The 26,552-nt window shown below is 69.5% G+C and carries 29 protein-coding genes; 14 read left to right on the top strand and 15 right to left on the bottom strand.

Annotation, left to right across the window (positions count from 1 at the left end; translation table 11 throughout):
• The first annotated feature begins 15 nt into the window (after window positions 1-15).
• The 7 genes from rplB to rpsQ are packed head-to-tail and all read left to right on the top strand — an operon-like array spanning window position 16 to window position 3,222.
• A complete protein-coding gene (rplB, locus tag AC3WSN_RS11420) occupies window positions 16-852 on the top strand; it encodes a 50S ribosomal protein L2 (protein ID WP_020094256.1) in 837 nt (278 codons plus the stop codon).
• Between the two features lie 5 nt (window positions 853-857).
• Window positions 858-1,136, top strand: coding sequence for a 30S ribosomal protein S19 (rpsS, locus tag AC3WSN_RS11425; protein ID WP_192708807.1), 279 nt, complete (start codon window positions 858-860; stop codon window positions 1,134-1,136).
• A gap of 1 nt (window position 1,137) precedes the next feature.
• Entirely contained in the window at window positions 1,138-1,524 is a 387-nt protein-coding gene (rplV, locus tag AC3WSN_RS11430; RefSeq protein WP_012319191.1) for a 50S ribosomal protein L22, read from the top strand.
• Window positions 1,525-1,534: 10 nt separating this feature from the next.
• A complete protein-coding gene (gene rpsC, locus AC3WSN_RS11435) occupies window positions 1,535-2,281 on the top strand; it encodes a 30S ribosomal protein S3 (protein WP_012319192.1) in 747 nt (248 codons plus the stop codon).
• Between the two features lie 11 nt (window positions 2,282-2,292).
• Window positions 2,293-2,706 (top strand): 50S ribosomal protein L16, encoded by a 414-nt coding sequence (gene rplP, locus AC3WSN_RS11440; protein WP_012319193.1) that lies wholly within the window; start codon window positions 2,293-2,295, stop codon window positions 2,704-2,706.
• A 12-nt stretch (window positions 2,707-2,718) separates the two neighbouring features.
• Entirely contained in the window at window positions 2,719-2,934 is a 216-nt protein-coding gene (gene rpmC, locus AC3WSN_RS11445; protein ID WP_158169164.1) for a 50S ribosomal protein L29, read from the top strand.
• A 21-nt stretch (window positions 2,935-2,955) separates the two neighbouring features.
• Window positions 2,956-3,222 (top strand): 30S ribosomal protein S17, encoded by a 267-nt coding sequence (rpsQ, locus tag AC3WSN_RS11450; protein ID WP_492538060.1) that lies wholly within the window; start codon window positions 2,956-2,958, stop codon window positions 3,220-3,222.
• Between the two features lie 456 nt (window positions 3,223-3,678).
• Here rpsQ and AC3WSN_RS11455 read toward each other — a convergent pair whose 3' ends face one another.
• A complete protein-coding gene (locus AC3WSN_RS11455; protein WP_492538062.1) occupies window positions 3,679-3,825 on the bottom strand; it encodes a hypothetical protein in 147 nt (48 codons plus the stop codon).
• Between the two features lie 395 nt (window positions 3,826-4,220).
• Here AC3WSN_RS11455 and recA point away from each other — a divergent pair, with 395 nt between their 5' ends.
• A complete protein-coding gene (recA, locus tag AC3WSN_RS11460; protein WP_492543071.1) occupies window positions 4,221-5,282 on the top strand; it encodes a recombinase RecA in 1,062 nt (353 codons plus the stop codon).
• A 194-nt stretch (window positions 5,283-5,476) separates the two neighbouring features.
• On the opposite strand, the gene cckA is transcribed toward recA, so the two are convergent.
• The 7 genes from cckA to flgB all read right to left on the bottom strand — a co-directional run bounded on the left by cckA (window position 5,477) and on the right by flgB (window position 11,981).
• Window positions 5,477-8,272, bottom strand: a complete 2,796-nt coding sequence (cckA, locus tag AC3WSN_RS11465; protein ID WP_492538064.1) for a cell cycle histidine kinase CckA — start codon at window positions 8,270-8,272, stop codon at window positions 5,477-5,479.
• 166 nt (window positions 8,273-8,438) lie between these two features.
• On the bottom strand, window positions 8,439-9,506 hold the full coding sequence (gene flhB / locus AC3WSN_RS11470) for a flagellar biosynthesis protein FlhB (protein ID WP_492538066.1): 1,068 nt from the start codon (window positions 9,504-9,506) through the stop codon (window positions 8,439-8,441).
• A gap of 47 nt (window positions 9,507-9,553) precedes the next feature.
• On the bottom strand, window positions 9,554-10,315 hold the full coding sequence (gene fliR / locus AC3WSN_RS11475; RefSeq protein ID WP_192708812.1) for a flagellar biosynthetic protein FliR: 762 nt from the start codon (window positions 10,313-10,315) through the stop codon (window positions 9,554-9,556).
• A gap of 51 nt (window positions 10,316-10,366) precedes the next feature.
• Complete coding sequence (fliQ, locus tag AC3WSN_RS11480; RefSeq protein ID WP_192708813.1) at window positions 10,367-10,633, bottom strand: flagellar biosynthesis protein FliQ; 267 nt, start codon at window positions 10,631-10,633, stop codon at window positions 10,367-10,369.
• A gap of 141 nt (window positions 10,634-10,774) precedes the next feature.
• Window positions 10,775-11,089, bottom strand: a complete 315-nt coding sequence (fliE, locus tag AC3WSN_RS11485) for a flagellar hook-basal body complex protein FliE (RefSeq protein WP_192708814.1) — start codon at window positions 11,087-11,089, stop codon at window positions 10,775-10,777.
• A gap of 32 nt (window positions 11,090-11,121) precedes the next feature.
• On the bottom strand, window positions 11,122-11,529 hold the full coding sequence (flgC, locus tag AC3WSN_RS11490) for a flagellar basal body rod protein FlgC (protein WP_192708815.1): 408 nt from the start codon (window positions 11,527-11,529) through the stop codon (window positions 11,122-11,124).
• 47 nt (window positions 11,530-11,576) lie between these two features.
• A complete protein-coding gene (gene flgB, locus AC3WSN_RS11495) occupies window positions 11,577-11,981 on the bottom strand; it encodes a flagellar basal body rod protein FlgB (RefSeq protein ID WP_492538069.1) in 405 nt (134 codons plus the stop codon).
• Window positions 11,982-12,369: 388 nt separating this feature from the next.
• Between flgB and AC3WSN_RS11500 the strand changes: the two genes are divergently transcribed.
• Window positions 12,370-13,578: a hypothetical protein gene (locus AC3WSN_RS11500; protein WP_492538071.1), complete on the top strand. Its 1,209-nt coding sequence runs from the start codon at window positions 12,370-12,372 to the stop codon at window positions 13,576-13,578.
• A gap of 132 nt (window positions 13,579-13,710) precedes the next feature.
• Window positions 13,711-13,929 carry a hypothetical protein gene (locus AC3WSN_RS11505; protein WP_192708818.1) on the top strand — a complete coding sequence of 73 codons (219 nt, stop codon included), beginning with the start codon at window positions 13,711-13,713 and terminating at the stop codon, window positions 13,927-13,929.
• Window positions 13,930-14,213: 284 nt separating this feature from the next.
• On the opposite strand, the gene AC3WSN_RS11510 is transcribed toward AC3WSN_RS11505, so the two are convergent.
• Complete coding sequence (locus AC3WSN_RS11510) at window positions 14,214-15,518, bottom strand: MFS transporter (protein WP_492538073.1); 1,305 nt, start codon at window positions 15,516-15,518, stop codon at window positions 14,214-14,216.
• Between the two features lie 213 nt (window positions 15,519-15,731).
• Here AC3WSN_RS11510 and dnaN point away from each other — a divergent pair, with 213 nt between their 5' ends.
• Complete coding sequence (gene dnaN, locus AC3WSN_RS11515; RefSeq protein WP_492538075.1) at window positions 15,732-16,853, top strand: DNA polymerase III subunit beta; 1,122 nt, start codon at window positions 15,732-15,734, stop codon at window positions 16,851-16,853.
• A 210-nt stretch (window positions 16,854-17,063) separates the two neighbouring features.
• Window positions 17,064-18,218: a DNA replication/repair protein RecF gene (gene recF, locus AC3WSN_RS11520; RefSeq protein WP_492538077.1), complete on the top strand. Its 1,155-nt coding sequence runs from the start codon at window positions 17,064-17,066 to the stop codon at window positions 18,216-18,218.
• A 129-nt stretch (window positions 18,219-18,347) separates the two neighbouring features.
• Here recF and AC3WSN_RS11525 read toward each other — a convergent pair whose 3' ends face one another.
• Window positions 18,348-20,048 carry a methyl-accepting chemotaxis protein gene (locus AC3WSN_RS11525; protein WP_492538079.1) on the bottom strand — a complete coding sequence of 567 codons (1,701 nt, stop codon included), beginning with the start codon at window positions 20,046-20,048 and terminating at the stop codon, window positions 18,348-18,350.
• A gap of 417 nt (window positions 20,049-20,465) precedes the next feature.
• On the opposite strand from AC3WSN_RS11525, the gene AC3WSN_RS11530 reads away from it, so the two are divergent.
• Window positions 20,466-20,861 (top strand): VOC family protein, encoded by a 396-nt coding sequence (locus AC3WSN_RS11530; protein ID WP_492538081.1) that lies wholly within the window; start codon window positions 20,466-20,468, stop codon window positions 20,859-20,861.
• A 50-nt stretch (window positions 20,862-20,911) separates the two neighbouring features.
• Window positions 20,912-21,499 (top strand): histidine phosphatase family protein, encoded by a 588-nt coding sequence (locus tag AC3WSN_RS11535; protein ID WP_492538083.1) that lies wholly within the window; start codon window positions 20,912-20,914, stop codon window positions 21,497-21,499.
• Here the strand turns inward: AC3WSN_RS11535 and AC3WSN_RS11540 are convergent, their stop codons facing one another.
• From AC3WSN_RS11540 to AC3WSN_RS11560, 5 genes are all read right to left on the bottom strand, one after another.
• Window positions 21,500-22,216, bottom strand: a complete 717-nt coding sequence (locus AC3WSN_RS11540) for a hypothetical protein (protein WP_492538085.1) — start codon at window positions 22,214-22,216, stop codon at window positions 21,500-21,502.
• A 62-nt stretch (window positions 22,217-22,278) separates the two neighbouring features.
• Window positions 22,279-23,271 (bottom strand): nickel/cobalt transporter, encoded by a 993-nt coding sequence (locus tag AC3WSN_RS11545; protein ID WP_492538087.1) that lies wholly within the window; start codon window positions 23,269-23,271, stop codon window positions 22,279-22,281.
• Window positions 23,262-23,936, bottom strand: coding sequence for a DUF1007 family protein (locus AC3WSN_RS11550; protein WP_492538089.1), 675 nt, complete (start codon window positions 23,934-23,936; stop codon window positions 23,262-23,264). The genes AC3WSN_RS11545 and AC3WSN_RS11550 overlap by 10 nt, the downstream gene beginning before the upstream one ends.
• Before the next feature lie 249 nt (window positions 23,937-24,185).
• Window positions 24,186-25,094 (bottom strand): amino acid ABC transporter substrate-binding protein, encoded by a 909-nt coding sequence (locus AC3WSN_RS11555; RefSeq protein ID WP_492538091.1) that lies wholly within the window; start codon window positions 25,092-25,094, stop codon window positions 24,186-24,188.
• A gap of 28 nt (window positions 25,095-25,122) precedes the next feature.
• On the bottom strand, window positions 25,123-26,403 hold the full coding sequence (locus AC3WSN_RS11560) for a dicarboxylate/amino acid:cation symporter (RefSeq protein ID WP_192708829.1): 1,281 nt from the start codon (window positions 26,401-26,403) through the stop codon (window positions 25,123-25,125).
• Window positions 26,404-26,552: the final 149 nt, after the last annotated feature.

The raw sequence follows: 26,552 nt of genomic DNA on the forward strand, positions 1-26,552 counted from the left end.
TAGGGATCCAAGCCGATGGCCTTGAAGACATTCAAACCGGTCACGCCGAGCCTGCGCCAGCTCGTGCTCGTCGACCGCCGTGAGCTCTACAAGGGCAAGCCGGTGAAGGCGCTGACGGAGGGCAAGTCGTCCTCCGGCGGCCGGAACAATCTCGGCCGCATCACCGTCCGCTTCCGCGGCGGCGGCCACAAGCGCGTGCTGCGCAACGTCGACTTCAAGCGTCGCGAGCAGCTCGGCGTCGCTGCCACGGTGGAGCGGATCGAGTACGATCCGAACCGCACGGCGTTCATCGCGCTGATCAACTTCCCCGACGGGAAGCAGAGCTACATCCTGGCTCCCCAGCGCCTGCAGCCGGGCGACAAGGTGGTGGCCGGCGAGAGCGTCGACATCAAGCCGGGCAATGCCGCTCCGGTCGGCTCGATGCCGGTGGGCACGATCGTCCACAATGTCGAGCTGAAGATCGGCAAGGGCGGCGCGATCGCCCGCTCGGCCGGCAACTACGCGCAGATCGTCGGCCGCGACCAGGGCTACGTGACGCTGCGCCTGAACTCGGGCGAGCAGCGCCTGGTCCATGGTCAGTGCTTCGCCAGCGTTGGCGCGGTCTCGAACCCGGACCACATGAACATTTCGCTCGGCAAGGCCGGGCGCAACCGTTGGCTTGGCAAGCGCCCGCACAACCGCGGCGTGGCGATGAACCCGGTCGACCATCCGCACGGCGGCGGCGAGGGTCGCACCTCGGGCGGCCGCAACCCGGTCACGCCGTGGGGCGTGCCCACCAAGGGGAAGAAGACCCGGTCCAACAAGCGGACCGACGTGTTCATCCTGTCCAGCCGCCACAACCGCAAGAAGTAATCGCTATGGCACGCTCTCTCTGGAAGGGGCCGTTCGTCGACGGCTACCTCTTCAAGAAGGCCGAGGCGGCGCGGGGATCCTCGCGCTCCGAGGTCATCAAGATCTGGAGCCGCCGCTCCACGATCCTCCCGCAGTTCGTCGGGCTCACCTTCGGTGTGCACAACGGGCAGAAGCACATCCCGGTCTACGTGTCCGAGGAGATGGTCGGTCACAAGTTCGGCGAGTTCTCGCCGACCCGCACCTTCCCGGGCCACGCGGCCGACAAGAAGGCGAAGAGGCGCTGAGATGGGCAAGCAAGCCACCCCCCGCGCGCTCCCCGAGAACGAGGCGAAGGCCGTCGCGCGCATGCTGCGCGTCAGCCCGCAGAAGCTCAACCTCGTGGCGCAGATGATCCGCGGCAAGAAGGTCGACACGGCGCTGGCCGAGCTCCAGTTCTCGCGCAAGCGGATCTCGACCGAGGTCAAGAAGTGCCTCGAGAGCGCCATTGCCAACGCCGAGAACAACCACGATCTGGATGTCGACGACCTCGTCGTCTCCCAGGCCTTCGTGGGCAAGGCGCTGGTTCTCAAGCGCTTCCACGCCCGCGCCCGCGGCCGCGGCGCGCGTATCCTGAAGCCCTTCTCGAACCTCACCATCGTGGTTCGTGAAGTCCGCCAGGCCGAAGCGGCTTGAGGAGGAACTGATGGGCCAGAAAGTCAACCCGATCGGTCTTCGGCTCGGCATCAACCGGACCTGGGATTCCCGCTGGTTCGCCAACAAGGGCGACTACGCGAAGCTCATGCACGAGGACGTCGCGATCCGCGCCGCCCTCATGAAGCAGCTCAAGCAGGCGGCGGTCTCCAAGATCGTCATCGAGCGTCCGCACCGGAAGTGCCGCGTCACCATCCACTCGGGTCGTCCGGGCGTGGTGATCGGCAAGAAGGGCGCGGATATCGAGAAGCTGCGCAAGCTCGTCGGCACCATGACCAAGGCCGACGTGACCATCAACATCGTCGAGGTGCGCAAGCCCGAGATCGACGCCACCCTGGTGGCCGACTCGATCGCCCAGCAGCTCGAGCGCCGCGTCGCCTTCCGGCGCGCCATGAAGCGGGCCGTCCAGTCGGCCATGCGTCTGGGCGCCGAGGGTATCCGGATCAACTGCTCGGGCCGTCTCGGCGGCGCCGAGATCGCCCGACAGGAATGGTACCGCGAGGGTCGCGTCCCGCTGCACACGCTGCGCGCCGATGTCGACTACGGGACCGCTACGGCGTTCACGACCTATGGCACCTGCGGCATCAAGGTGTGGGTGTTCAAGGGCGAGATCCTTGAGCACGACCCGATGGCCCAGGACAAGAAGGCCCAGGAAGAGGGCGGCCGCTCCGGCGGACGCCGTGAGCGCGATGGCGAGGGCGGCCGCGAGCGCGGACGCCGCGAGCGCGAGCACGCGTAAGGTAGGAAGCCATGCTGCAACCGAAAAAGACCCGCTTCCGCAAGCAGTTCAAGGGCCGCATCCACGGTGCGGCCAAGGGCGGCTTCGAGCTGAACTTCGGCCAGTTCGGTCTGAAGGCAGTGGAGCCCGAGCGCGTCACCGCCCGCCAGATCGAGGCGGCCCGCCGCGCGATCACCCGCGAGATGAAGCGCCAGGGCCGCGTCTGGATCCGGGTGTTCCCGGACGTGCCGGTCTCGTCGAAGCCGACCGAGGTCCGCATGGGCTCCGGTAAGGGCGCCCCGGATTACTGGGCGGCCCGGGTCCATCCCGGCCGGATCATGTTCGAGGTCGACGGCGTTGCCGAAAACATCGCCAAGGAGGCGCTCCGCCTCGGCGCCGCGAAGCTTCCGATCCGCACGCGGGTCGTCCAGCGCATCGCCGACTGAACGGAGGATATCGTGAAGTCGACCCAACGAGTGTCTGATCTCAAGGCCCTGTCGCCGGATCAGCTGAATGACGAGTTGATCAACCTCAAGAAGGAGCAGTTCAACCTGCGCTTTCAAGGGGCCACCGGCCAGCTCGAGAACGTCGCCCGCGTCCGTGAGGTCCGCCGCGACATCGCCCGTGTCCGGACTCTGCAGCGTGCCAAGACGCTGCAGCAGGCCAAGGGCTGAGGCGGGTTTTAGGAGACAACCATGCCGAAGCGCATCCTGCAGGGCACCGTCGTCAGCGACAAGGGTGAGAAGACCATCGTGGTGAAGGTGGAGCGTCGCTTCACCCATCCGGTGATGAAGAAGACCGTGCGTCGCTCGAAGAATTACCACGCGCACGATGAGGCGAATGTCGCCAAGGTCGGGCAGACGGTGTTCATCGAGGAGTGCCGCCCGTTCTCGAAGACCAAGACCTGGAAGCTGGTCGAGGGCGACGCGACGCTGCAGGCCGAGACCGGCGAGGCCGCCTGATCGGGTGGCGGTCGGGGTCTCAGGGCCCTGGCGCATCCCGGGCCGACGTTGGGTCATGTCTTGTCGGTGGGAGCCTCGCGGCAACGCGGGGCTTTCGCGTTTTCGCCGCCAGGATGATTTGGTGTCTGCTTCGCACAGCGCGGGACTTTCTGATCGCTCCGTCTGCACCGGTGGCGGTGGCGAAGCCATGGACCATTCCGGGATCCAGGAAGGTGCCGATCGCTGCACGCGATAGCACGTGGCGGTACATCGGTCGGGCATCCATCTCATCTCCCTCGTCCTGAGGTGACCGCGTTGCGCGCCTCGAAGGAGGGCTCCAGCCAGCCCTGCGATCCCTGGAGGGTTCCTTCGAAGCTTCCGCTTCGCGCTGGCGCCTCAGGATGAGCTGGTGGCTGGGATGGCCGCGCCGTGGTCTCCTGTTCTCGTGGGGCCTGGCGCCGCTAGACCGTCGAGACGTCATAGGCCGAATCGTCGGAACGCAGCCGTTGCGTCACTGACCGACGCGCTCAAAGCGCGGGCGATCTCATCGCGACCGTCGAGGATGTCTCGCAGATCCTCGGGATCGATCGCGTTGGTTGTGCCGGCGTCGAGGAGATCAAGCATCACCTGTGCGATCGTTGTCTGTGTGTCCCCCCACAACCAGGCCACGGTCTTTTCAAGCAGAGCGAAGCGACCCGGACAGCGCCATGCCGGCGAGGCGCGCGCTGCCCTGGGTTCCTGCGCTGCGCTCGTGATGACGCGGGACCCGCTGACCGAAGCCTTCAACTGGCAACCGTACCGGGCGCCGTCAGCGGCTAGGCTTGCGGCACGGCCGCTTCGCCAAGGGAAGGCCTGGGCCTTTCAACTGTGGAGCGATCTGCCCCGAACCGTTCTCTCGCACTTGCCGAATGAGAACAAAACAGGTACATAGAGCGGGTGTTGAAGCGCGTTGTGAACGGCGCCCAACCCCTTCATAAGGATCCCGCCAGATGGCCCAGCCCGCATTGAAAGTGGTCGACATGCCCCCGGTGGACAAGGACAAGTCCAAGGCCATTGACGCCGCCCTGGCCCAGATCGAGCGTGCCTTCGGCAAGGGCTCGATCATGCGGCTCGGCAAGAACGACAAGGTGCAGGAGGTCGAGACCATCTCCACCGGTTCGCTCGGGCTCGACATCGCCCTCGGCGTCGGCGGTCTGCCCCGCGGCCGCGTAATCGAGATCTACGGTCCCGAATCGTCCGGCAAGACGACGCTGGCGCTTCATACGATCGCCGAAGCCCAGAAGAAGGGCGGCGTCTGCGCCTTCGTGGATGCCGAGCACGCGCTCGATCCGGTCTACGCCCGCAAGCTCGGCGTGAACCTCGACGACCTGCTGATCTCGCAGCCCGACACGGGCGAGCAGGCCCTTGAGATCACCGACACGCTGGTGCGCTCCGGTGCCATCGACGTGCTGGTGGTCGACTCGGTCGCCGCGCTGACCCCGCGGGCCGAGATCGAGGGCGAGATGGGCGAGAGTCAGCCCGGCCTCCAGGCGCGCCTGATGAGCCAGGCCCTGCGCAAGCTCACCGGCTCGATCTCGCGCTCGAACTGCATGGTCATCTTCATCAACCAGATCCGGATGAAGATCGGCGTGATGTACGGCAGCCCCGAGACCACCACGGGCGGCAACGCCCTGAAGTTCTACGCCTCGGTGCGCCTCGATATCCGCCGGATCTCGACCCTGAAGGACCGCGACGAGGCGATCGGCAATCAGGTCCGCGTGAAGGTGGTGAAGAACAAGGTCGCGCCGCCGTTCAAGCAGGTCGAGTTCGACATCATGTTCGGCGAGGGCGTGTCGAAGGTGGGCGAGCTGATCGACCTCGGCGTGAAGGCCGGGATCGTCGAGAAGTCGGGCGCCTGGTTCTCGTACAACAGCCAGCGCCTCGGCCAGGGCCGCGAGAACTCGAAGGGGTTCCTGCGCGACAACCCGGAGATCGCGTCCAAGATTGAGGCCTCGATCCGCCAGAATTCAGGCCTCGTTGCCGAGAAGATCCTGGAGAACGCCACGCCCACGGCGGACGACCTCGACGAGGGCGAGGCGTAAGCCTCCCCACCGCGGCCAGAACGGGCGCGGCTGGTTCATCGATGCGAGACATTTGGCGGCCCCGGAGCTTCTCCGGGGCCGTCTGCCGTTCCGGAGCTGCCCCTCAGTCCGACCTGCTGGACGCGGCCGTCGCAGGCGTCCGTAGCATGCTGCCGAACCCCTCGTGCCGGGCAGGTCGCCAACGAACCGCCGCCTCAATCCGCCATCGTCTTCTTCACCGTCTCGACGAGTTGCTTCAGGCTGAAGGGCTTGGGGAGGAAGTTGAAGGTCTCACCCTCCGGCAGGTTCTTGCGGAACGCATCCTCGGCGTAGCCGGAGACGAAGATCACCTTCAGGTCGGGCTGATGCTTGCGCACCTCCCGCAGCAGGGTCGGGCCGTCCATCTCGGGCATGACGACGTCGGAGACGACGAGGTCGATCTCTTGAATCCCCTCGCGCACGATCGCCAGGGCCTCGAGGCCCGAAGCGGCCTCCAGCACCGTGTAGCCGCGCGCCGAGAGCGCCCGGCTGTTGACCGCCCGGACCGGATCCTCGTCCTCCACGAGGAGGATGGTCCCCTGCCCCGTATGGTCGGCCGCCGGCTTGCGCGGCGCCGGTGCGTCGATCTTCGCTTGGGGCCTGGCCTCGGATTTGGCCTCGGCGCGCGCGGCCGACTCGCCGGCGGGGGGCGCTGCGCCGCCGGCCCGATCCTGCCCGGACAGCGACGGCAGAGCGGCCGCTTCGGTCCGCGGCAGGGCCGGTGTGGCGGTTACGAGCGGCGCTTCCTCGTGCTCGGCGACGGGGACGTGCCGCGGCAGGTAGATGCGGAAGGCGGTCCCCTCCCCGACGGTCGATTGCACGTCGATGGTGCCGCCGGACTGCTTGACGATACCGAAGACCGTCGAGAGGCCGAGCCCCGTGCCCTTGCCGATCTCCTTGGTGGTGAAGAACGGTTCGAAGATCTTCTCCATCAGCTCGGGCGGGATGCCCTGCCCGGTGTCGCGAACCTCGATGAGGATATGATCGCCCGCCGGCGCGCCGCCGCGCCCGTCCGCCACCGCCGCAGGGCCCGGATCGGTCACGTTCTCGGTCCGGATCATCAGCTTGCCGCCGTCCGGCATGGCGTCGCGGGCATTGACCGCGAGGTTGACGATCACCTGCTCGAACTGGTTGACGTCGGCCTTCACCGGCCAGATCTCGCGGCCGTGCTTCAGCTCCAGGGCGACGCGCTCGCCGAGCAGGCGCTTCAGCAGTAGGGTCAGCTCGGAGAGCGCCTCCCCGACATTCATCACCTCCGGACGCAGCGTCTGCCGCCGTGAGAACGCCAGGAGCTGGCGGACGAGGCCCGCCGCCCGGTTGGCGTTCTGCTTGATCTGCATGATGTCCTGGAAGGCCGGGTCGGTCGGCCGGTGGCTGGCCAGCAGCAGGTCCGAGTAGCCGATGATCGCCTGCAGCACGTTGTTGAAATCGTGCGCGATCCCGCCTGCGAGCTGGCCCACGGCGTTCATCTTCTGCGCCTGCGCGACCTGCTGCTCCAGCTGCCGCTGCGCCGTGGTGTCGAGGGCGTAGAGGATGACGCGCTCGGCCTCGTCGGTCTGCTGAACCGGGTCGCCACCGTCGGCCGGGCTGAGCCACACCCGCGCCGAGCGGCCGCCCGGGCCGTTCAGCTGGACCTCGATGGGCTCGGGATCGGTCAGGCCGCTTGTCGCGCGGGCGAGGCCGGCCTCCAGGGCGGTGCGGTCGGCGACCGAATCCGCGACGTTGGGCTCGGCCCGCGTCGCGCCCTCGACGCCGATCGCGCCGTCCTCGACCTGGCGCGGCACCGTGCCGAACAGCCGGGTGAAGGAGGCATTGGCCCGGGCGATCCGGCCGGTCCGGTCGAGGGTCGCGATGGCGATGGGCGAGTTGTTGAGGAAGCGGGCGAGGCGCACTTCGGCGGCGCGCTGCGGCTCGTCGGTCTCGGCGCCGGCGGAGCGGTTGATCACGAAGGTGCGCGAGGAGCCCGGCTTGCCATCCTTGCCGAAGGCAACCCGATGATAGAGCCGCACCGGCAGGGTGTGGCCGTTGCGGCGGCGCAGGTCCAGGTCGAACCGGTCGGTGCGCACCTCGCCCGGCAGCCCGGCGGTGCGCACCAGGACGTCCGCCTCGGGAGCGATCTCGGTGAGGTGCGGGCCCCCTGGGCCGACGCTCGCCAGGTCGTAGCCGAGCCAGGCGGCGAGCGTCGCGTTCATGTAGACGATGGCGCCGGCCGGATCGATCGACAGGAAGCCCGCCGGGGCATGGTCGAGATAGTCGATCGCGTGCTGGAGTTCCTGGAAGACGTTCTCCTGGCGCTCGCGCTCGGCGGTGATGTCGGCGACCGTCCAAAGCGCGGCGGCCCGGCGCGGGCGCAGGAGCGGCCGGACCGAGACCCGGTACCAGCCGAAGCTGCGCTCCCCGCCGACCGGCCCCAGGGGCGGCGACATCCGCACTTCCTCGGTATGGGCGCGGGCGTCGCGCGAGGCCTGCGACAGGCGGTAGACCGCTTCGGAGACCTCCGGCGAGCCGACCAGGATGCGCTCGACCGGGACGAGGTTCGAGAAGGTCTCGCCGCCGGCGATCCGCAGATAGGCCTCGTTGGCGTAGATCAGCCGGCCGCTATCCTCGACGACCAGCGCGCCGTCGGGCGAGGCGTCGACGATGCCCTTGGTGATGTCGTCCCGGGCGGCGCTGCCGCTGAGCTGGAGCGCGCCGATCGCAAGGGCGAATAGGAAGAAGACGCCGGCCATGGCCAGAAGCGCCAGCAGCCACACGATCAGCGACTGAGCCTGCTCGTTCGCCACGAACGACAGGCCGATCGCAGCCCCAACCAGCAGGCCCGCAAGGACCAGCAGCAGCCCGACCCGGCCCGGCTGCTCCGAGCGGTCGATCGACCCCGTCCCCTGCGGGACCGGACCCTGGGCGCCGGAGATCGGCAGTCCAGAATTCTGCGGGCCCCCGGCGGGCGCCGGAGGTCCAGTGACGTCGGCCATCGGCTTCATTCCAGAACGATCCCCCGGTTAGGCCTGCCGGCCATATCAGGGCAAGGGCAGCGCGGCACCACTGACGTCGCGCCAAGCCTCGGCACAGCCTCGCGAAAAAAGGTGGACGAAGCGTGGCTTTCCCGGCCGATCGTCCGGCCGCCGCTGCGGCCGGGGCTTACGCGGCCCTCCGGCGCAGGCGCAGGACGAACCCGATCACCTCGGCCACCGCCCGGTAATGCTCGGCGGGGATCTCGCGGTCGATCTCCACGGTGGCATGCAGCGCTCGGGCCAGCGGCGGGTTCTCGATCACCGCGACGCCGTGCTCGGCCGCCACCGTGCGGATCCGCAGAGCCAGCGCATCGACACCCTTGGCGACGCAGATCGGCGCGGCCATGCCGGGCTCGTAGCGCAGGGCCACTGCATAGTGGGTCGGGTTGGTCACCACCACGGTGGCGGTCGGCACGGCGGCCATCATCCGCTTCTTCACCCGCGCCATGCGCAGCTGCTTCATGCGGCCCTTGACCTCCGGGTTGCCGTCCGACTCCTTCATCTCCTGCTTCAGCTCTTCCTTCGTCATGCGGTGGCGCTTGCGCCAGCGGAACCGCGCGTAGAGCGCGTCGCCCAGGGTGATCGCGAGGTGCATGCACAGCATGCCGGCGAGCAGCCGCAGGCTCAGGGACAGGATCGCCGGCAGGCACGCGGTGGGATCGAGCTGAACGAACACCTCGAGCCGGTCGCGGTCGTTCCACAGGAGGACGGCGCCGACCACGCCCACGATCGTGATCTTCGCCAGTCCCTTGCCGAACTGGAACCAGGCCTCGATGCCGAGCAGGCGCTTCAGGCCTGCCATCGGCGACAGCCGCTCGAATTTCGGCATCAGCGTCTCGGTGCTGAACACCAGCGGGTGCTGGAGCAGGCCCGCGGCGAGACCCGCGACGATGGCCAGGCCCACCGGAACCGCCACCGCCTGGAGCCACAGCCAGAGCCCCCGCGTCGCGGCGGCCTTCATGGCGGTGGCGTCGTCCGGAAGGGTGTGGGCGTTCGCCAGATAGGCCTTCAACCCGTACAGGAGGTTCTGCGCGATGCTCGGGCCCGCAACCATCAGGGCGAGGGTGAAGGCGGCCAGCAACGCGAAGGTGTTGATCTCGGTGCTGCTCGCGACGTCGCCGCGCTCGATCGCCTGATCGAGGCGCCGTTGGGACGGCTCCTCGGTCTTGTCCTCGTCATCCGCGCCCTCAGCCATCGCGCATCGACCTCAGCGCGTGCGGAAGCGGCGGGGGGCGGGCACGGTCATCGGCCGACATACGCGCCGAGATACCGGCCGATATCGTCCAGAAAGACTCCCATCATGACGCCGAGGGCGCCCATCAGGATGACCATTCCGGCCAGAACTGAGGCCGGGACCGCCAGGAAGAACACCTGCAACTGCGGCATCAGGCGCGACAGCACGCCGAGCCCGAGATTGAACAGGAGGCCGAAGGCGATGAACGGCCCGGAGATCTGGACCGCCAGCGTGAAGCCGCGGGCGAGCGCCCGGGTCGCCAGCATCAGCGCGTCCGAGAAGGCCGGCACGCCGTCCGGCGGCAGCACGACGTAGCTGCGGGCCAAGCCCTCGATGGCGAGATGGTGCAGGTCGGCGGCGAAGATCAGCGTGATCCCGAGCAGCGACAGGAAGTTGCCGATCGCCACCTGCTGGCCGCCCTGGCTCGGATCCACCGTCATCGCGTAGGACAGGCCGAGCTGCGCCGAGATGATCACCCCGGCGGTCTGCAGGGCGGCGAGCACCATCCGCACCGTGAGGCCGAGCACCAGCCCGACGATCGTCTCCCCGAACAGCAGTCCGATCAGCCGGGGCCCGGCCAGCCCCTCCGTGCCGCCGAGCAGCGGGCGCACGGTCGGGAACAGCACCAGCGTCGTGAGCACCGCGAAGGCGAGACGCAGCCGCGGCGACACCGTCTGCTCGCCGATCCCGGGCATCAGCATGATCAGCGTGCCGACGCGCGCGAAGGTGATCAGAAAGGCCGACGCGATCCCGGGCACGAGCAGGTTCATCGCCGCCCCTATGGCACGCGAATCTGGCCCCTGTCGCGGCGGGATTGTGCATCAGCCGCCCGCCGCGATCCGGGCGGCGATGCGGACCATGTAGCCGGCCATGGCGTCACCGATGAACGGCAGCATCAACAGCAGCGCGGCGAACACCGCGACGATCTTGGGCACGTAGATCAGGGTCTGCTCCTGGACCTGGGTCAGGGCCTGGACCAGCGAGACGGCGAGCCCCACGGCGAGGGAGACGAGCATCAGCGGTCCGGCGATCTTCAGGAAGACGAAGATGCCGTCGCGGGCGATGTCGAGAATGGCGAGGCCGGTCATGAAGGTGCCAATGTGAGCCGGGATGGCGGCGCAGGAGGCGGGGCGGTTCCCGCCGGTCGAACGTCTATCCGAACCTCCGCCCTCATCCTGAGGGGACTGGGCTGGATGATCCGATGCCGGTAATCCGGTCGGGGCGCGGCGTCAGATCTGCATCCGCATGATCTCCTCGTAGGCGGAGATCATGCGATCGCGCACCGCGACCATGGTCTGGAGGGCGGTCTCGCTCTCGGCCACCGCGGTGACCACGTCGACCACGTTGGCCTTGCCGGACGCGGCCGAGACGGCCTGCGCGTCGGCCCGCCGCCCGGCATCGCCGACGCTGTCCAGCGTCTGTCCGAGAAGCTGCATGAAGTCGCCGCCCGCCTCCGCGGCCGGCTGCACCCGGGGGGTGGGCCGACCGGAGGCCAGGCCCTGGACGGCGGCGTAGGCGCCCGCCGCGAAGTTGCTCGAAGCCATGGCCAGAGTCCTTGCTGCGCGTTCCTACGCGGTCACTTCAGGATCGCCAGCGTCTGCGCCAGCATCTTGCGGGTGGAGGTGACCATGTTGAGATTGGCCTCGTAGGAGCGCTGGGCCTCGCGCAGATCCATGTTCTCGATGAGGGCGTTGACGTTGGGCATCTGCACCTCGCCCCGGGCGTTGGCCGCCGGGTTTCCGGGCTCGTGCTTGGTCCGGAACGCCGACGGGTCGCGCCGGATGCGGCCGGCCTCCACGAGCCGGGCCCCGGTCTCGCCGTCGAGATGGCTGGTGAAGGTCGGGATCTTGCGCCGATAGGGCTCCGCCCCGGGCGATGCGGGCGCGGAATCGGCGTTGGCGATATTCTCGGCGATGATCCGCATCCGGCCCGACTGGGCCTTGAGGCCGGCCGCCGCCACCGTGAGCGACTTGCTGAATTCCATGGTTCAGGCCCTCCGCGCCGTGACCGAACAGCCTTTGTCCCAGATGCTCAGCTCTTGCCGACGGCGATCTTCAGGGTGGTCAGGCTGTGCTGATAGAGCGAGGCGGCGAGCTGATAGTCCGACTGGTTGTCGCCGGCCTTCATCATCTCGTCCTCGAGGTTGACGGCGTTGCCGCTCGGGCGCGTCTCGAAGCCCTTCGCGCGCTTCGACGCGGCGTCGCCCGCTCCCTGCCCGGCCGGGGCGATGTGGGCCGGGCTGGTCAGCGCCAGGGTCGTCGACGATGAGACCAGGGTGCCGGTTGCCCGGTCTATGCGGGGCTCCACGAGATCGCGGGGCTTGAAGCCCGGCATGTCGGCATTGGCCACGTTCTCGGCGATCACGCCCTGGCGCGCCTGGGCCCATTGCATCCGGGTGCGCAGCATGCCGAGCACGGGCAGGTCTGTGAGGGCCAAGGTCGCCTCCGGCGGGGCCGCGCCGAAGCCGGCGGGCTCGGCAAAATCTGCCGCCTGCATGGTTAACGGTGCGTTAAAGATGTGGGTGAGCCAGCAACGACGGGTGGCCACGCCGCCGATCGGTCAGGCCGGTCCCTGCCTGATCGCCTCTGACCGCGCGGTCGGGGGCCGGCATGTGCTGGCTGCGGCAATCCGGTTCCCGAGGGGCCCGCGCGAGACCCTCTTCACAACCTATTGTCTTGATAGCGTTGGTTTAAAAGGTCTGTTAACGAACTCTTAACGTCATTTGCCTTGCAGCCCTGCCGGCGTGGTATGGACAAGCCGTGCCGGTCGCGAACCAGCGGCGGCCGGAACGTGCGAGTGCGTAATTTTGCGATGGCTGCAATCCGTGTTCGGTTCTGACGGCTCCCCCATCGTCCAGTACGTCGTGATTTTCGCCGTCATCTTCACGGCGCTTGCGGCCATCGTCTTCACGGTCCGGCGGCTCACGGGACGCAACCTCGCGTTGCCGGGGCGCGCGGGCGGCCGCGGTCGGCAGCCCCGGCTCGGGATCGTCGATGTCTACGAGCTCGACCGCGCGCGCCAGCTGATCCTGCTGCGCCGGGACAATGTCGAGCACCTGCTCCTAGTGGGCGGCCCCAACGACGTGGTGGTCGAGCGCAACATCCAGCGCACCCAGCGCCCGCTGCCGGAGGCGAGCCTCCGGTCCGAGCCGGCCCCGGATGCTCTCGACGAGCCGCTGCCCGATCCCCTGGTCCAGGGCGGGCGCCTGCCCGAGCCGCCGCGCGCCCTGGCCGAGACGGCCGGTCGCCGCGCCGAGCCCCTGTTCGATCCGGGCTTCGCGATGCCGGTGGTCGTGCCGTCACCCGTGCCACGCTCCGCAGCCGCACCGCCCGTGACCCTGCCGCTCGACGCCGCCCTTCTCGGCGGTGATGAGCCCGGCCAGGATGTCTCCGCGCCCCTGGCGCCGGATCCGGTCGCAGAGGCACCCATCGCGCCGCCTCGGGCGCCACGCGAGTCGACGACGCCGCGGCGGATCCTGAGCCGGACCGCGCCGCCGCTCGCTGAGTCCCCGCCGCGCCCCGCCTCCGAGCGAAAGGTCGAGTCCGAGCCGGACGAGTCGGGAGCGGCGCAAGCCCCGAGCCTCGCCGTCCCGTCCGAACGCCGCTCGGTCGATCCGGCGATCCTGTCCGACATGGCCCGGCAGCTTCAGGCCGCGCTCTCGCGCCCGTCCTCCGCCGTCACGCCCGCCCCGGTGCCCGCCGCGCCGGAGGGTGTCGATCCGGTGGCGGCTGCCATGGCCGCCACCCCTCCGGCGCCCGCGCCTGAGCCGGTGCCTGCGGCTGCGATCCCGGACAGGCCGGCGGCACCGGTCACGCCGAAACCTCCGGTCGTGTCGCCCGCACCCCCGACAGCGCTGGAGCCGGTCCCGGCTCCGCAGCCGCCGGCCCAGCCGGTGCTGCCGAAGGTCGCTCCGACGTTCGAGCCGCCGGTCACCCGGTCCGACGCCAAATCAGCCGGCAACCCGTTCTCGGTGGAGGAGATCGAGGCCGAGTTCGCCCGATTGCTGGGCCGACCCCTCGACAAGCGGAGCTGAGCGCTCCGGATCCGGTCACGGCCCGTCGCCCCGGCCAGGATGCGCGCTGTAACGAGGCGCAACACCCGGCCCGCGCGCCGTTTACGTGCCGTTAACCCTCTGCTGGAACGTTCGGCCGCAGAGGAGGTCCCGATGCTTGCCCTGAACGCCGATACCGCCCATCGCAGCCGCGCCTACCGGGCGTTCAAGCTCGACCGCGCCGGACGCGTCTTCTCGGCCGAGGTCGTGTTGGCCGAGGACGACAGCCAAGCGAAGCGCCAGGTGCGCGCCATGCTGGAGCGCAACACGATCGAGCTGTGGGAGCGGACCCGGTTCCTCGGCCGCTTCGAGCCGGGCGCCGGCCGGGCCTAGTGCCGTTCCCGATCCGGTTGCCACGGCCTGGACGACAAGCGTCTCCTGCCGAGACAGCCGCGTCATGCCCCCTATCCCGTGCGGGAGAGGGTTGGGGTGAATGCTAGGACGCTTCACGGTGAGGCGTCCGCGCCGCGGGGCCCGGTTGCGCCTCGCCTGGGCAGACCTGATCCCTCACCCGGCTCACTGCGTGGGCACATCTCTCCCGCACGCGAGAGGAAACCTACGCGTGGTCCGGCATGGGCATGTCCATCGACCCCGTCCCAATCCGATCCGGAACGGCTCTAGCGGCCAGACGTTTCCGGCATCGCCAGGACGGCGACGAAGCTGAGGGTCGCGGCGACCGCCAGGTAGATCCCGACGAAGCCGATCCCGCCATAGGCCGCGAGTTCCTGGGCGATGTAGGGCGCTCCGGATGCGCCCAGGATTCCCGCGAGATTGTACGTGACCGAGGCGCCGGTGTAGCGCACCCGGGTCGGGAACAGCTCCGGCAGCAGGGCGCCCATCGGGCCGAACACCCAGCCCATCGCCAGGAGGCTGAGGCAGAGGAAGCCGAGGACCGGCGGCCACGTCCCGGTGCCGGCGGCCGTCCCCAGCATCGGCCCCATGAGGAAGCCCAGCAGGAACACGGCGGCCATACCGGAGAGCAGCACCGGCCGGCGCCCGAACCGGTCGGCGGCGGCGCCCGAGATCACGGTTCCCAGCGCCATGAAGCAGACGGCGATGCACTCGAACAGCAGGAAGCTCGGCCGCGTGTAGCCGAGCGTGCCGGTGCCGTAGCCCAGGGCGAACACGGTCGACAGGTAGAACACCGCGTAGACCGCCACCATGGCGAAGGTGCCCATCAGGACCGCGCGCCCGTGCTGCGTCAGCATCGTGGCGAACGGCACGCGCTCCGGGCTGGCCTGGCTCAGCGCGGCCTTGAAGGCGGGCGTCTCGGTGAGCTTCAGGCGCACGTAGAGCCCGACGCCGACCAGGGCGGCGGAGGCCAGGAACGGCAGCCGCCAGCCCCAGGCCTGGAAGTTCTCGGGCGACAGGCCGAAGCTCAGCGCCAGGAAGCCGAGATTGGCCAGAATGAAGCCGACCGGCGCGCCGAGTTGCGGGAAGATCCCGTACCACGCGCGCTTGCCCGGCGGTGCGTTCTCCACCGCCAGCAGAGCCGCCCCACCCCATTCCCCGCCGAACCCGATGCCCTGCCCGCAGCGCAGGATGCAGAGCGCCGCCGGAGCCCACCACCCGGCCGTGGCGTAGGTCGGTAGGCAGCCGATCAGGACGGTGGACAGGCCCATGATCAGCAGGGACGCCACCAGCGTCGCCTTGCGGCCGACCCGGTCGCCGAAATGCCCGAACAGGGCTGCACCCACTGGCCGCGCGATGAACGCGATGGCGAAGGTCGCGAAGGCGCTGAGCTGCTGAACGCCCGGCGCGCCGGCGGGGAAGAAGACCGGTCCGATCACCAGGGCGGTGGCCGTGGCGTAGATGTAGAAATCGAAGAACTCGATCGCCGTCCCGACGAAGCTCGCGGCCAGGATCCTCCCGGCGCTCGGTGCGGTGCCTGTGGGGCCTGCGGTCTCGACGCTCTGCAGCATGATCTGGACGGTCTCGGTTCGGTTGCGGCGCTTTCGCACGGGGCGGCCTGGACGGAAACCCTGAATCCGACATGGCGCCGACGGGATGGTCGAGGTCGCTGTGCGGCGCACCCATGGCGGCCTTGCGTTCCCGAGTCCCCTTCGCCAAGCTGAACGGCCATATTCCGCGACGGCTGCCGGCCGCGGCGCCGCCCACACCATTCGAGTATTGCGATGAGAGTCACTGTCGAGCGCGCGGCCCTGCTCAGGTCGCTCGGCCACGTGCACCGGGTCGTCGAGCGCCGCAACACGATCCCGATCCTGTCGAACGTCCTGCTGCGCTCGGAAGGCGGGAGCCTCCAGCTCCGGGCCACCGATCTCGACATCGAGGTCACCGAGGGGGTTCCGGCCGACGTCGCCGATGCGGGCGCCACCACGGTGCCGGCGCACGTGATCTACGACATCGTGCGCAAGCTCCCCGACGGCGCGCAGGTCTCCCTGGAGACCGGCGGCGAGGCCGGCCAGATGACGATCCGCTCCGGCCGCTCGCGCTTCGCCCTCGGGGCCCTGCCGGAAGGCGATTTCCCGGACCTCGCCGCCGGTGAGATGCCCCACGGCTTCGAGATCGCCAGCGCCGATCTCAAGCGCCTGATCGACAAGACGCAATTCGCGATCTCCACCGAGGAGACGCGCTACTATCTCAACGGCATCTACCTGCACACGCTGGAGACCGAGGCCGGCCCGGTGATGCGGGCCGTGGCCACCGACGGCCACCGGCTCGCCCGGGTCGAGATCCCGGCGCCGCAGGGCAGCGTCGGCATGCCCGGCGTGATCGTGCCCCGCAAGGCGGTGGCGGAGATCCAGAAGCTCCTCGACGACGGCGGCGAGACCGTCGCGGTCGACCTGTCGCCCGCCAAGATCCGCCTGCGCTTCGCCGGCGGCCTGACCCTGATTTCCAAGCTGATCGACGGGACCTTCCCGGATTACCAGCGGGTGATCCCGGCCAACAACGACAAGCGGCTGACCGTGGAGCGCGACGCCTTCGCCAAGGCGGTCGACCGGGTCTCGACCATCTCGTCCGAGCGCGGCCGCGCGGTGAAGCTGGGGCTGGCCGAGGGCCGTCTCGCCCTCTCGGTGAACAACCCGGACTCGGGCAGCGCCACGGAGGAGCTCGATGTCGATTACGAGGCGGCCAACCTCGATATCGGCTTCAATGCCCGCTATCTGCTCGACATCACGGCGCAGCTCGAGGGCGACACCGCCCTGTTCAAGCTCGCCGATCCGGGCTCGCCAACGCTGATTCAGGACCGCGAGGGTGCCGCCGCGCTCTACGTGCTGATGCCGATGCGGGTGTAGGACTGCGTCGGTCCTTCCGGCTCCCGCTCTCATCCTGAGGTGCCGGAGCATCGTGGAGGCCTCGAAGAAGGCCTCCAGATGGCGACATGGATTCTGGAGCCCTCCTTCGAGGCCCGCCGATAGCGGGCACCTCAGGACGCGGTGGTTGTACGGGATGGCAGATGAGAGGGGAGCGTTGAGCGCCGTTCGGCTCAGCCCTGCGGATCGACGATGAGCAATCCACTCGATCCGGAGATCGGGTCGAACGAGCCGGTCCAGCGCATCACCCGCCTGATCGCCCGCGACTTCCGCAACCACGCCGATCTCGAACTCGCGCCCGAGGCCCGGTTCGTCGCGCTGGTCGGCGAGAACGGCGCCGGCAAGACCAACCTGCTCGAAGCCATCTCCCTGTTCGTGCCGGGCCGGGGCCTACGGCGGGCGGACTTCGCCTCCATGGCGCGGACCGGGGGACCGGGCGGCTTCGCCGTCTCGATCACCCTCGATCGGGACGGCGCCGAGCACCGGCTCGGCACCGGGTTGGAGCCCCCCGGGCCGGACGGGCGGGCAGGCCGGCTCTGCCGCATCGACGGCGCGCCGGCCTCCTCGCCGGTGGCCTTCAGCGAGTTCCTCCGGGTGGTCTGGCTGACGCCCGACCTCGACGGGCTGTTCCGCGGCGCGGCCGGCGACCGGCGCCGGTTCCTCGACCGCCTCGTCCTGGCGGTCGATGCCGGGCACGGGGCGCGGGTCTCGGCGATGGAGCGGGCCCTGCGCTCGCGGAACCGCCTCCTGGAGGATCGACCCGACGACGACCGCTGGCTCGGGGCGGTGGAGCGGGAGGTGGCCGAGCTCGGCGTCGCGGTGGCGCTGGCCCGGCGCGAGACCGCCGAGCGGCTCGACCGGCTGATCGCCGAGACCCGGGACGATGCGCAGCCCTTCCCCTGGGCCTCGATCCGCCTGGAGGGGGACCTCGATGATCTCGTCGCGGTCTGGCCCGCCATCGAGGCGGAGGACCGGTTCCGGCTGGCCTTGCGCAATGGCCGCCACCGCGACAGGGCCGCCGGCCGCACCTTGATCGGGCCGCAGACCAGCGACCTCGTGGTCCGCCACGGTCCCAAGGATGTGCCGGCCGGGACGGCGTCCACGGGCGAGCAGAAGGCGCTGTTGATCGGGCTCGTCCTGGCCCATGCCCGCCTGGTGCGGGCCATGAGCGGAATCGCCCCGGTGATCCTCCTCGACGAGGTGGCGGCCCACCTCGACCCGCGCCGGCGTGCGGGCTTGTTCGAGGCTCTGGAAGCCCTGCCCGGCCAGGTCTGGATGACGGGCGCCGATCCGGCCGCCTTCGCGCAGACCGGCGACCGGACCGAGGTGGTGCGGGTCGGGGCCTGAGCGGGGCTCTGACAGGAGCCGGTTGAAGGCCACGGTCGGCTTTGCCCGCGCGTCATCACGCGCGGATGGCTTGGCTGTGGGCGCCAGGATGCTTCGGCACGTCCGGGCTCGCGCCGTGCGAAGTCGGTCTCAGGCCGCCCGGATCGTCGCGAGGAAACGGGACACCTCCGCGCCGAGATGCTCGGACTGGCGCGACAGCTCGCCGGCGGCGCCCAGCACCTGGGCGGCGGCCGCGCCGGTCTCCTCGGAGGCCCGGGCCACGCCGGTGATGTTGCTCGTCACCTCGTCGGTGCCGGTCGCCGCCTGCGCGACGTTGCGGACGATCTCCTGCGTGGCCGCGCCCTGCTGCTCCACGGCTGCGGCAATGGTGGTCGCGACCCCATCGATCTCGCGGATCCGCGCCGCGATCGTGTCGATGGCCGAGACCGCTTGGCCGGTCACGCCCTGGATCTGGCCGATCTGCTGGCTGATCTCCTCGGTGGCCTTCGCCGTCTGCGCTGCGAGCTCCTTCACTTCGGCGGCGACCACCGCGAAGCCCCGCCCCGCCTCTCCGGCGCGGGCCGCCTCGATCGTGGCATTCAGAGCCAGCAGGTTGGTCTGGCCCGCGATGCTCGAGATCAGCCCGACCATGTCGCCGATGCGCGTGGCCGCCTGGGTCAGCGCCTGGACGAGGTGCTGGGTTTCGTCGGCCTCGCCGACCGCCGTCTGCGCGAGGCTGGCCGAGCCGAGCACCTGCCGGCCGATCTCTTGCACCGACGAGCCGAGTTCCTCGGCCGCGGCCGCCACTGTCTGGACGTTGGCGGAAGCCTCCTCGGCGGCCGACGCCACGGCAGTGGATTGGTTGGCCGTCTCGGTGGCGCTGGCCGTCATGGTTTGGGCGGTGGCCTGCAGTTCCGTGGCCGAGGACGACACCATCCCGACGATGCTCCCGACCGCCTGCTCGAACCCGTCGGCCAGTTCCAGCATGGTGCGCTTGCGCTCATCCTGGGCGGCCGCGTCGGCGATGCGCCGGACTTCGGCCTCCTCGGCGGCCTTGCGAGCCACCATGGCCTTGATGCCCTCGACCGCCTTCCCGACCGCGCCGACCTCGTCCCGACGGGCGGCCTCCTCGATCTCGGCATCGATCTCGCCCTGCGCCATGCGCTGCAGGACCGACACGAGGCGCGAGAGCGGGCGCGTGATCCCCGCCACCGCGATGAACACCGCCGCGGCGAGTCCGGCGAGCATGCCCAGGGCGCTGAACAGGATCAGGCTGTAGCGGGTCGCGTTGGTCTTGTCGGTCAGCTCGTCCGACGCCTTGGCGACATAAGCTCCGATGTCGTCGGCGACCTTGTTGCCGGCTTCGATCATCGCCGAGAAGGTCGGGTCGATCGCCGAGTGGACCAGCGCGAGGGCCTTGTCGTTCTGGTTGGTGGTCCCGAGCCGGCGCACTTCGTCGACGTTCTGGACAAAGCGTTCGATGCGCTCGCCCTGCGCGTTGATCGATTTCGCGAAGGCCGGCGCATGCGCGCGGAGGGCTTCGATTGTCGGCCTCACCTTCGGAAGGGCGGCCTCGAAGCCTCGGTTGGCGCTCTGCATCTGCGCCTCCTCGGTCTCCGCGATGATCCGGTAGACCCAGTAATTGAGCTCGAACATAAGGCGGTTGAGGCGCCGGGCCTCGACCGCCGCCACCGTCTCGTTGCTGAGGAAGTCGCTGTAGGCTTGGTCGATCTCGCGCATCCGCCCCTGTGCATACCAGACACAGGCGCCGACAATCATGCTGATGACAGCAATGACGGCGATCAGCTTGGGCAGAACCTTGAGGTTTGACAGCCTTATCACAGTCTTCATGTCCCGGATTGAAAATCGATATGGCCGTTCTGAATGGTCATTCGAAGGATTGGCTGTGGGGAGTAAAAAAGTAATTAATCGCTCTTGTCTGTTATGAGGTATAAAGCTCGAAATTTCAAGTCGGCATGCTTGATATGTATCGCTCGATTGAGTGGTTTATTCGCATAAATAATACTGATATTCGCGAATTTGGCCTCAGAATTAGTTCTTGGCAATTTGTATTGGACGACGTGCTATTGCGCTCAAGTGCAAGCGTTGGTTCGCAGGAGAAGCCGGTCGACCGGAGCTGGTTCGGCGCGCCCCGGAGCGTCGATGTCGCGCAGGCCTCTGCGGCGCTCGGTCTTTTCAGGGACGGGTCGGAGCGCCACATGGGGTGGATCCTCCACCTGTCGCCTGCTCACACGGAACCGGAGACGCATGTCCAAGCCCGTCCACGCCATGATCCGGGTCCTTGAGGAGCAGCGCGCGCGTGAGTATTACGCCCGCGCCTTCGGCCTCGAGGTGTCCGACCGCTACGACTTTCCCGACTTCACGCTGATCTACCTGCGCGACCCGGCCTCGCCGTTCGAGCTGGAACTCACGGTCAACAAGGGGCGCGACACCCCCTACGATCTGGGCGACGGCTACGGGCACATCGCCTTCGTGGTCGATGACGTGGAGGCCGAGCATGCGCGGCACCGGCGCGAGGGCTTCACGGTCACGGACCTGAAGGCGCTCAAGCAAAGCGAGGACGTGCTGGCCCGGTTCTTCTTCGCCACGGATCCGGACGGCTACAAGATCGAGGTCATCCAGCGCGGCGGGCGTTTCGCCTGACACGCCCGGAACCAACGCAGCCGACCCCTCAAGAGACGCATCCGAGTTCCATGCAGGACAAGACCCGAATCGTCTGCCTCCGCCACGGGGAATCGACGTTCAACGCCGCGCACAAGCTCGGGCGCGGCGATCCCGGGCTGCCCGACGCCCGGCTGACCCCGCGCGGCCAGATGCAGGCCCGGGACGCGCGGGAGCGGCTGCGGTCGATCCCGTTCGATCTGGTGGTGGTGTCGCCGTTGACCCGCGCGATCGAGACCGCCGCGATCGTGTTCGGCGATCATCCGAGCGAGCCCCGCATTCTGGTCGAGGTGCTGCATCGGGAGTGCCAGGAGAGCAGCTGCGACGTCGGCCGTGCGGCCTCGGAGATCGCGGCCGAATTCCCGCATCTCGATGTCGGCCATCTGCCCGAGATCTGGTGGCACGCGGAAGCCGGCTGCGAGGTCGGCGGCTACCCGGTCGAGCCGCGCCACCTGTTCGACGCCCGGGTCGCGGCGTTCCGCGACTGGCTGCGCACCCGGCCGGAACGGACCATCGCGGTGGTCGGGCACGGCACGTTCTTCTATCACCTCACCGGCACGTTCCTGGAGAATTGCGGCACGATCGAGCTCGATCTCGACGCCGCGCCCGTGGCGGCCTGATCAGGCCGGAGCGAGGGCGCGCGCCGCGTCGAGCCGCTCCCGGGCCCCGGCCAAGGCGATCTCCGGCGCCTGCCGACCGAGGCTGAGGGCCGTCTCGAGGATCGCGCAGGCCTGGCTCCAAGTCCCGGCCACGAAGGGCGCGGCCCCTTCGGCGACCTCTGCGGCGCAGCGCGCATCGTCGCCGGAGCGCTGCGCGGCCGTCGCCGTCCGGGACACTGCTGCGGTCAGCGCGCCCTCGCGCCAGCGGCGTCCCCGGGCCGCCGCCTGCGCGAGCGCCCCGCCCCGCCAGGCCGCCGCCTTCGCGGCCGCCAGCGCGATGGGCCAGTCCGAGGCCCCGGCGCAGGCCTCGGCATCCTCGGCCATGCCGGCGAGGGTGCAGAGCGGCGCCAGGATGCGCCGCACGCTCTCCAGCGCCAGCCGCGATGTGCGCGCGGCCTCGACCTCCGGCGTGTCGGCGCTGCCGGAGAGCCGCAGCACGAAGGCCAAGAGCTGCGGCCGGATGTCGTCCGGCATGGCGTCGTTGAGGCCGAGGGCGTAGGCGGCGATCGGCCGCGAGAAGCAGGGCGGGCAATCCGCGCTGGAGCGGATCGCCTGGTACGGCAGACCGGCCGCCACGATCGCGGCCTCGTTGATGCAGGTTCCGCCGTCGGGGCCGGGGAAGGGGTGAGACCCGGCGAGCAGGCGCCAGTTCAGGATCGTCTCGAAGTCGGGATGCATGGGCGCGCTCTCCGTCTCGGGTGCGCAGCGTGGCACGCCGTGTTCCGGAAGGCGAGGCCCCCTCAGCCGCCGAGCCCGGGCGCGAGGCCCGAGAGCATCGCGGTGCCGAGGACCAGCACGAAGGCTGCGGCGACGAGTTCCAGGCCACCGAGCGCCAGGAGCCCCGCCTGGCCCCGGCCGCCCGCGAGGCGCAGGGCCGTGCGCTTGGCGAAGACCGCCAGACAGGCCAGCGCCGTCGTGGTGAGCGCGGTGCCCAGCGCCATCGCCAAGACCGCCAGCACGCCCGCCCCGGGCACGCCCTGCGACACCGCGAAGACCAGGACCAGCACAGCGCCCGCACAGGGACGCGTGCCCGCCGCCAGCACCACACCGGCCCGCTCGCGCCACGTGTCATGGGTGTCGAGGGCCTGCGGCCCTGGCAGGTGGCTGCAGCCGGGGCCGCAGCCGGCGCCGAGATGCGCGAGGCGTCCGGCCTTGCGCCACGTCAGCACCAGCCCGATGAGGGCGACGAGGGCGAAGCTCACCGTCTCGATCAGCGTGCCGGCCCGGGTGATGCTCGCCGCCGTGGCGTTGAGGACCAACGTGCCGAGGCCGACGATCGCCCCGGCCATGCAGGCCTGGAGCAGCGCGGCGCAGACGCTCAGCATCGCGCCGCGCCGGAGCGCCCGCTCGCCCGCCAGGATATAGCCCGCGATCACCGCCTTACCGTGGCCGGGGCCGGCGGCGTGGAAAACGCCGTACGCGAAGGCGAGGCCGACCAGCGGGCTCCAGCTGCCGCCGCCCCGGAGCGCGCTCACCGCGGCGTTGAGGCTGCGCGAGAAGCTCGCCTGCAGGGCCAGGATCACGCCGCCGATCCCCGTCGCGGCGGGGGCGGCTTCCCGGAAGCCGATCCCGAACGGCGAGCGCGGCGGCGGCGCGACGATGCCGGGCGCAACGAGCCACGCGATCGCGGCCGCCAGCAGGGCGGCGAGCCCGATGGCCACAACCATGAGGCCGAGCCGCAATCCCAGCCGCCCCGGTTGGGCCGGCGCGGCGATCCCGATGCCTACGGACATGCCACGAGAACCCGGCTGGCGAACTGCACCCCGTAGCTGGAGGCCGCGGTCAGCGCCTCGAAGAACGCCTCGGTCATTCCCGAGGAGCCGGCCTCCGCCGTCTTCGGCTGCTCGGTCTTCGGGCGGGTGACGGTGGCGGCGCAGCCCTGCGGCGCGCCCGCGAGCGTCGCGGCTTCCGGTCCGTCCGCGAACGAGAAGGCCACGAAGTAGGTCGGGTCGTAGACCTCCAGGGCGGCGACACCCCGACCCTGCAGGACCGGCGTCTTGAGCGGCAGCAGGAAGGTCATGACCAGAGCCTTGTCCTCCATGCGAGCCGCCGGCTCCCTCGGATCGGCGAAGGCCTGCTCCTTGCCGCCAACCTTCAGCTTCGTGAAGTAGCCGAATTCGGCGAGGTTGGCGGTGTTCTCGGCCGCGAGCCCGGCGAGTTCGTCGGGGCTGAGCGTGCCGTCCTTGTTGGTGTCGAGGCCCTGCGTGATGTAGGCGGTGTATTCGGGGTCGAAGCTCCACGTGTCGCGCACGCCGACAAGCTTGCCGCCCTCGTAGACGAGCTGCGCCTTCGCGGTCACCCAGACGTGCGGGTGCGCGGACGCCCCCGAGGCGGCGCAGACGAGGAGGGCGGCCAGCGCCAGGGCGCGCGGCTTCGGGCAGTGCGCGGCGATCAGCATGGGCGAAGGCACGCTCGCGGCGGGAGGGAAGCGGTCAGGCCGGGTCTTCCTCGCGTGCCGGTTGGGCGAAAGCGAGGCGCCCGGGCGATCGCGCCTGGCAGTGAGCCGGGCCATCCGCTCCGTCCTTCCGGATCGCCGGAGGCGGGCCCGGAATCCAGACGCACTGTCAGTGCTTATTCTTGGAGCCTCGGCGTGTCTGGATCCCGGGCTCCGCTGCGCGGCCCCGGGATGACGCGGTGGATGCGGCGCTCACTCGCCCGCGTCGAGACCCATCAGCTGGAAGCTTACCCGCAGGTCGTTCGACATCGGGATGTCGAGGCGCTCGCCGTTGGGCAGGCGCTTCTGGAACCAGCGCTCGTAGGTCCAGCGCAGCGCGCGGGACTCGGCGAGGCGCGTGAAGGTCTGCTGCACGAGGCCGGCGAGTTCCGGGTCGTCCTTGCGGAACATGATGCCGTAGGGCTCGTAGGAGAGCTTGTCGGGCAGCACCGTGTAGTTCGCCCCGTCCTGCGCGTCGGTGGCGATCAGCCCGTAGAGGAGCACGTCGTCGGTGGCGAAGGCGTCGGCCTTGCCGGCCTTGACCATGGCGTAGGAGGCGGCGTGGTCGGGGGCGGTCACCAGCTGGGCGGCGATCTTCAGCCGGGCGAGCTGGTCGCGCACGGCCTTCTCGTTGGTGGTGCCGGCGGTGACCACCACGGTCTTGCCGCCGAGATCCCGGTAGGACGCGATGCCCGATCCCCGCTTCACCAGCAGCTGGGTCGCGCTGATGTAATCCACCGGCGAGAAGGCGACCTGCCGGCGGCGCTCGGCATTGGCGGTGGTCGAGCCGCATTCGAGGTCGATCTTGCCGGAGGCCACTGCGTCGATGCGGGTCTCTGCGGTGACCGGCGCGTAGCGGATCTTCACCGGGCGGCCGATCGCCGCCTGGACGTCGTCGGCGATCTCGCCGCAGAGGTCGATGGCGTAGCCGATCGGCCGGGGGCTGCCGTCCGGCTGCTTGCCTTCCACGAAGGAGAACGGCACCGAACTCTCCCGGTAGCCGAGCACGATCTCGCCGCGCTCGGCGACGCTCTTGAGCGTGCCGGTGAGCACCTCGATGGCGGAAGCCGGCGACGCGCCAGCCAGCGCCAGGACCATCGCCGCCACGAGCCGCATTGCCATCACCCGTCCTCCCGCTCTCGCGCCGCCCCTACTCCGCCGGCGAGGGCACGGTGCCGACATGGTCGAGGCGCTGGTCGGTCGTGCTGAGCTGGCCCTCCCACTTGGCGACCGCCACCGTGGCGACGCTGTTGCCGAGCACGTTGGTGGCCGAGCGGCCCATGTCGAGGAACTGGTCGATGCCGATGATCAGCAGCAGGCCGGCCTCCGGGATGTTGAACTGCGCCAGCGTCGCCGAGATCACCACCAGCGAGGCGCGCGGCACGCCGGCCATGCCCTTCGAGGTGACCATCAGCAGGAACAGCATCGTGAGTTGCTGACCCCAGGTCAGCGGGATGTTGTAGGCCTGGGCGATGAACATCACCGCGAAGGTGCAGTACATCATCGAGCCGTCGAGATTGAACGAGTAGCCCATCGGCAGCACGAACGAGGTGATCCGGTTGGGCACGCCGAACTGCTCGAGGTTGGTGAGCATCTTCGGGTAGGCCGCCTCGCTCGACGCGGTCGAGAAGGCGAGCACGAACGGCTCCTTGATCAGGTTGATCAGCCGCATGATGCCGCCGCCGCCGAGCAGCAGGAAGCCGACGCCCATCAGCAGCGCCCAGAGCACCGCGAGGCCGATGTAGAACTCGATCAGGAACTTGCCGTAGGTGATGAGCACGCCGATGCCCTGCGTGGTGATCGTCGCCGCGATGGCGGCGAACACCGCCACGGGGGCGAACAGCATCACGTAGCCCGTCACCTTCAGCATGACGTCGGCCAGGCCCTCGATGCCCTTTGCGAGGAAGTGGCCCTTCTCGCCGAGGGCCGCGAGCGCGACGCCGAAGAAGATCGAGAAGACCACGATCTGCAGGATCTCGTTGTTGGCCATGGCCTCCACGGCGCTCTTGGGCACCAGGTGGGTCACGAATTCCTTGAGCGAGAGCGAGGCGGTCTTCAGGCCTGTGCCGGCGCCGACATCGGGCAGCGGCAGGTTCAGGTTCACGCCCGGCTGCATGATGTTGACCAGGATCAGGCCGAGCATCAGCGAGCAGAACGAGGCCCCGACGAACCAGAGCAGCGCCTTGCCGCCGACGCGGCCGACCGCGGCGGTGTCGCCGAGATGCGCGATGCCGACGACCAGCGTCGAGAACACCAGCGGTGCGATGATCATCTTGATCAGCCGCAGGAACACGTCGGAGATCAGCGCGATATAGCCGGCGATCTCCTTAGCGGTCTGCGGATCCGGCCAGGTGATACTGCAGGCGTAGCCCACCGCGATCCCGAGGAGCATGCCGACGAAGATCATCGTCGTGAGCCGTGAACCTGCCATCGGTACTGCTCCTCGCCAGTGCCCGGGATGAGCGAGCATTAAAGTTCGTTAACGTGAAGCACGAACTACGCCAGACGCAAGCCCATTCAGGCCCGGTTACTCGTGCGGTCGACTGTTTTCACGCGACGCCCGGGCGGCGATGAAACCGG

The organism is Methylobacterium sp. FW102-HT35C08 (assembly GCF_058790235.1).

What these genes read in the sequence shown, in the direction of transcription:
- rplB (WP_020094256.1), top strand. Translation starts at nt 16, where the DNA reads ATGGCCTTGAAGACATTCAAACCGGTCACGCCGAGCCTGCGCCAGCTC.
- rpsS (WP_192708807.1), top strand. Translation starts at nt 858, where the DNA reads ATGGCACGCTCTCTCTGGAAGGGGCCGTTCGTCGACGGCTACCTCTTC.
- rplV (WP_012319191.1), top strand. Translation starts at nt 1,138, where the DNA reads ATGGGCAAGCAAGCCACCCCCCGCGCGCTCCCCGAGAACGAGGCGAAG.
- rpsC (WP_012319192.1), top strand. Translation starts at nt 1,535, where the DNA reads ATGGGCCAGAAAGTCAACCCGATCGGTCTTCGGCTCGGCATCAACCGG.
- rplP (WP_012319193.1), top strand. Translation starts at nt 2,293, where the DNA reads ATGCTGCAACCGAAAAAGACCCGCTTCCGCAAGCAGTTCAAGGGCCGC.
- rpsQ (WP_492538060.1), top strand. Translation starts at nt 2,956, where the DNA reads ATGCCGAAGCGCATCCTGCAGGGCACCGTCGTCAGCGACAAGGGTGAG.
- AC3WSN_RS11455 (WP_492538062.1), bottom strand. Translation starts at nt 3,825, where the DNA reads ATGCTTGATCTCCTCGACGCCGGCACAACCAACGCGATCGATCCCGAG.
- recA (WP_492543071.1), top strand. Translation starts at nt 4,221, where the DNA reads ATGCCCCCGGTGGACAAGGACAAGTCCAAGGCCATTGACGCCGCCCTG.
- cckA (WP_492538064.1), bottom strand. Translation starts at nt 8,272, where the DNA reads ATGGCCGACGTCACTGGACCTCCGGCGCCCGCCGGGGGCCCGCAGAAT.
- flhB (WP_492538066.1), bottom strand. Translation starts at nt 9,506, where the DNA reads ATGGCTGAGGGCGCGGATGACGAGGACAAGACCGAGGAGCCGTCCCAA.
- fliR (WP_192708812.1), bottom strand. Translation starts at nt 10,315, where the DNA reads ATGAACCTGCTCGTGCCCGGGATCGCGTCGGCCTTTCTGATCACCTTC.
- fliQ (WP_192708813.1), bottom strand. Translation starts at nt 10,633, where the DNA reads ATGACCGGCCTCGCCATTCTCGACATCGCCCGCGACGGCATCTTCGTC.
- fliE (WP_192708814.1), bottom strand. Translation starts at nt 11,089, where the DNA reads ATGGCTTCGAGCAACTTCGCGGCGGGCGCCTACGCCGCCGTCCAGGGC.
- flgC (WP_192708815.1), bottom strand. Translation starts at nt 11,529, where the DNA reads ATGGAATTCAGCAAGTCGCTCACGGTGGCGGCGGCCGGCCTCAAGGCC.
- AC3WSN_RS11505 (WP_192708818.1), top strand. Translation starts at nt 13,711, where the DNA reads ATGCTTGCCCTGAACGCCGATACCGCCCATCGCAGCCGCGCCTACCGG.
- AC3WSN_RS11510 (WP_492538073.1), bottom strand. Translation starts at nt 15,518, where the DNA reads ATGCTGCAGAGCGTCGAGACCGCAGGCCCCACAGGCACCGCACCGAGC.
- dnaN (WP_492538075.1), top strand. Translation starts at nt 15,732, where the DNA reads ATGAGAGTCACTGTCGAGCGCGCGGCCCTGCTCAGGTCGCTCGGCCAC.
- recF (WP_492538077.1), top strand. Translation starts at nt 17,064, where the DNA reads ATGAGCAATCCACTCGATCCGGAGATCGGGTCGAACGAGCCGGTCCAG.
- AC3WSN_RS11525 (WP_492538079.1), bottom strand. Translation starts at nt 20,048, where the DNA reads ATGAAGACTGTGATAAGGCTGTCAAACCTCAAGGTTCTGCCCAAGCTG.
- AC3WSN_RS11530 (WP_492538081.1), top strand. Translation starts at nt 20,466, where the DNA reads ATGTCCAAGCCCGTCCACGCCATGATCCGGGTCCTTGAGGAGCAGCGC.
- AC3WSN_RS11535 (WP_492538083.1), top strand. Translation starts at nt 20,912, where the DNA reads ATGCAGGACAAGACCCGAATCGTCTGCCTCCGCCACGGGGAATCGACG.
- AC3WSN_RS11540 (WP_492538085.1), bottom strand. Translation starts at nt 22,216, where the DNA reads ATGCATCCCGACTTCGAGACGATCCTGAACTGGCGCCTGCTCGCCGGG.
- AC3WSN_RS11545 (WP_492538087.1), bottom strand. Translation starts at nt 23,271, where the DNA reads ATGTCCGTAGGCATCGGGATCGCCGCGCCGGCCCAACCGGGGCGGCTG.
- AC3WSN_RS11550 (WP_492538089.1), bottom strand. Translation starts at nt 23,936, where the DNA reads ATGCTGATCGCCGCGCACTGCCCGAAGCCGCGCGCCCTGGCGCTGGCC.
- AC3WSN_RS11555 (WP_492538091.1), bottom strand. Translation starts at nt 25,094, where the DNA reads ATGGCAATGCGGCTCGTGGCGGCGATGGTCCTGGCGCTGGCTGGCGCG.
- AC3WSN_RS11560 (WP_192708829.1), bottom strand. Translation starts at nt 26,403, where the DNA reads ATGGCAGGTTCACGGCTCACGACGATGATCTTCGTCGGCATGCTCCTC.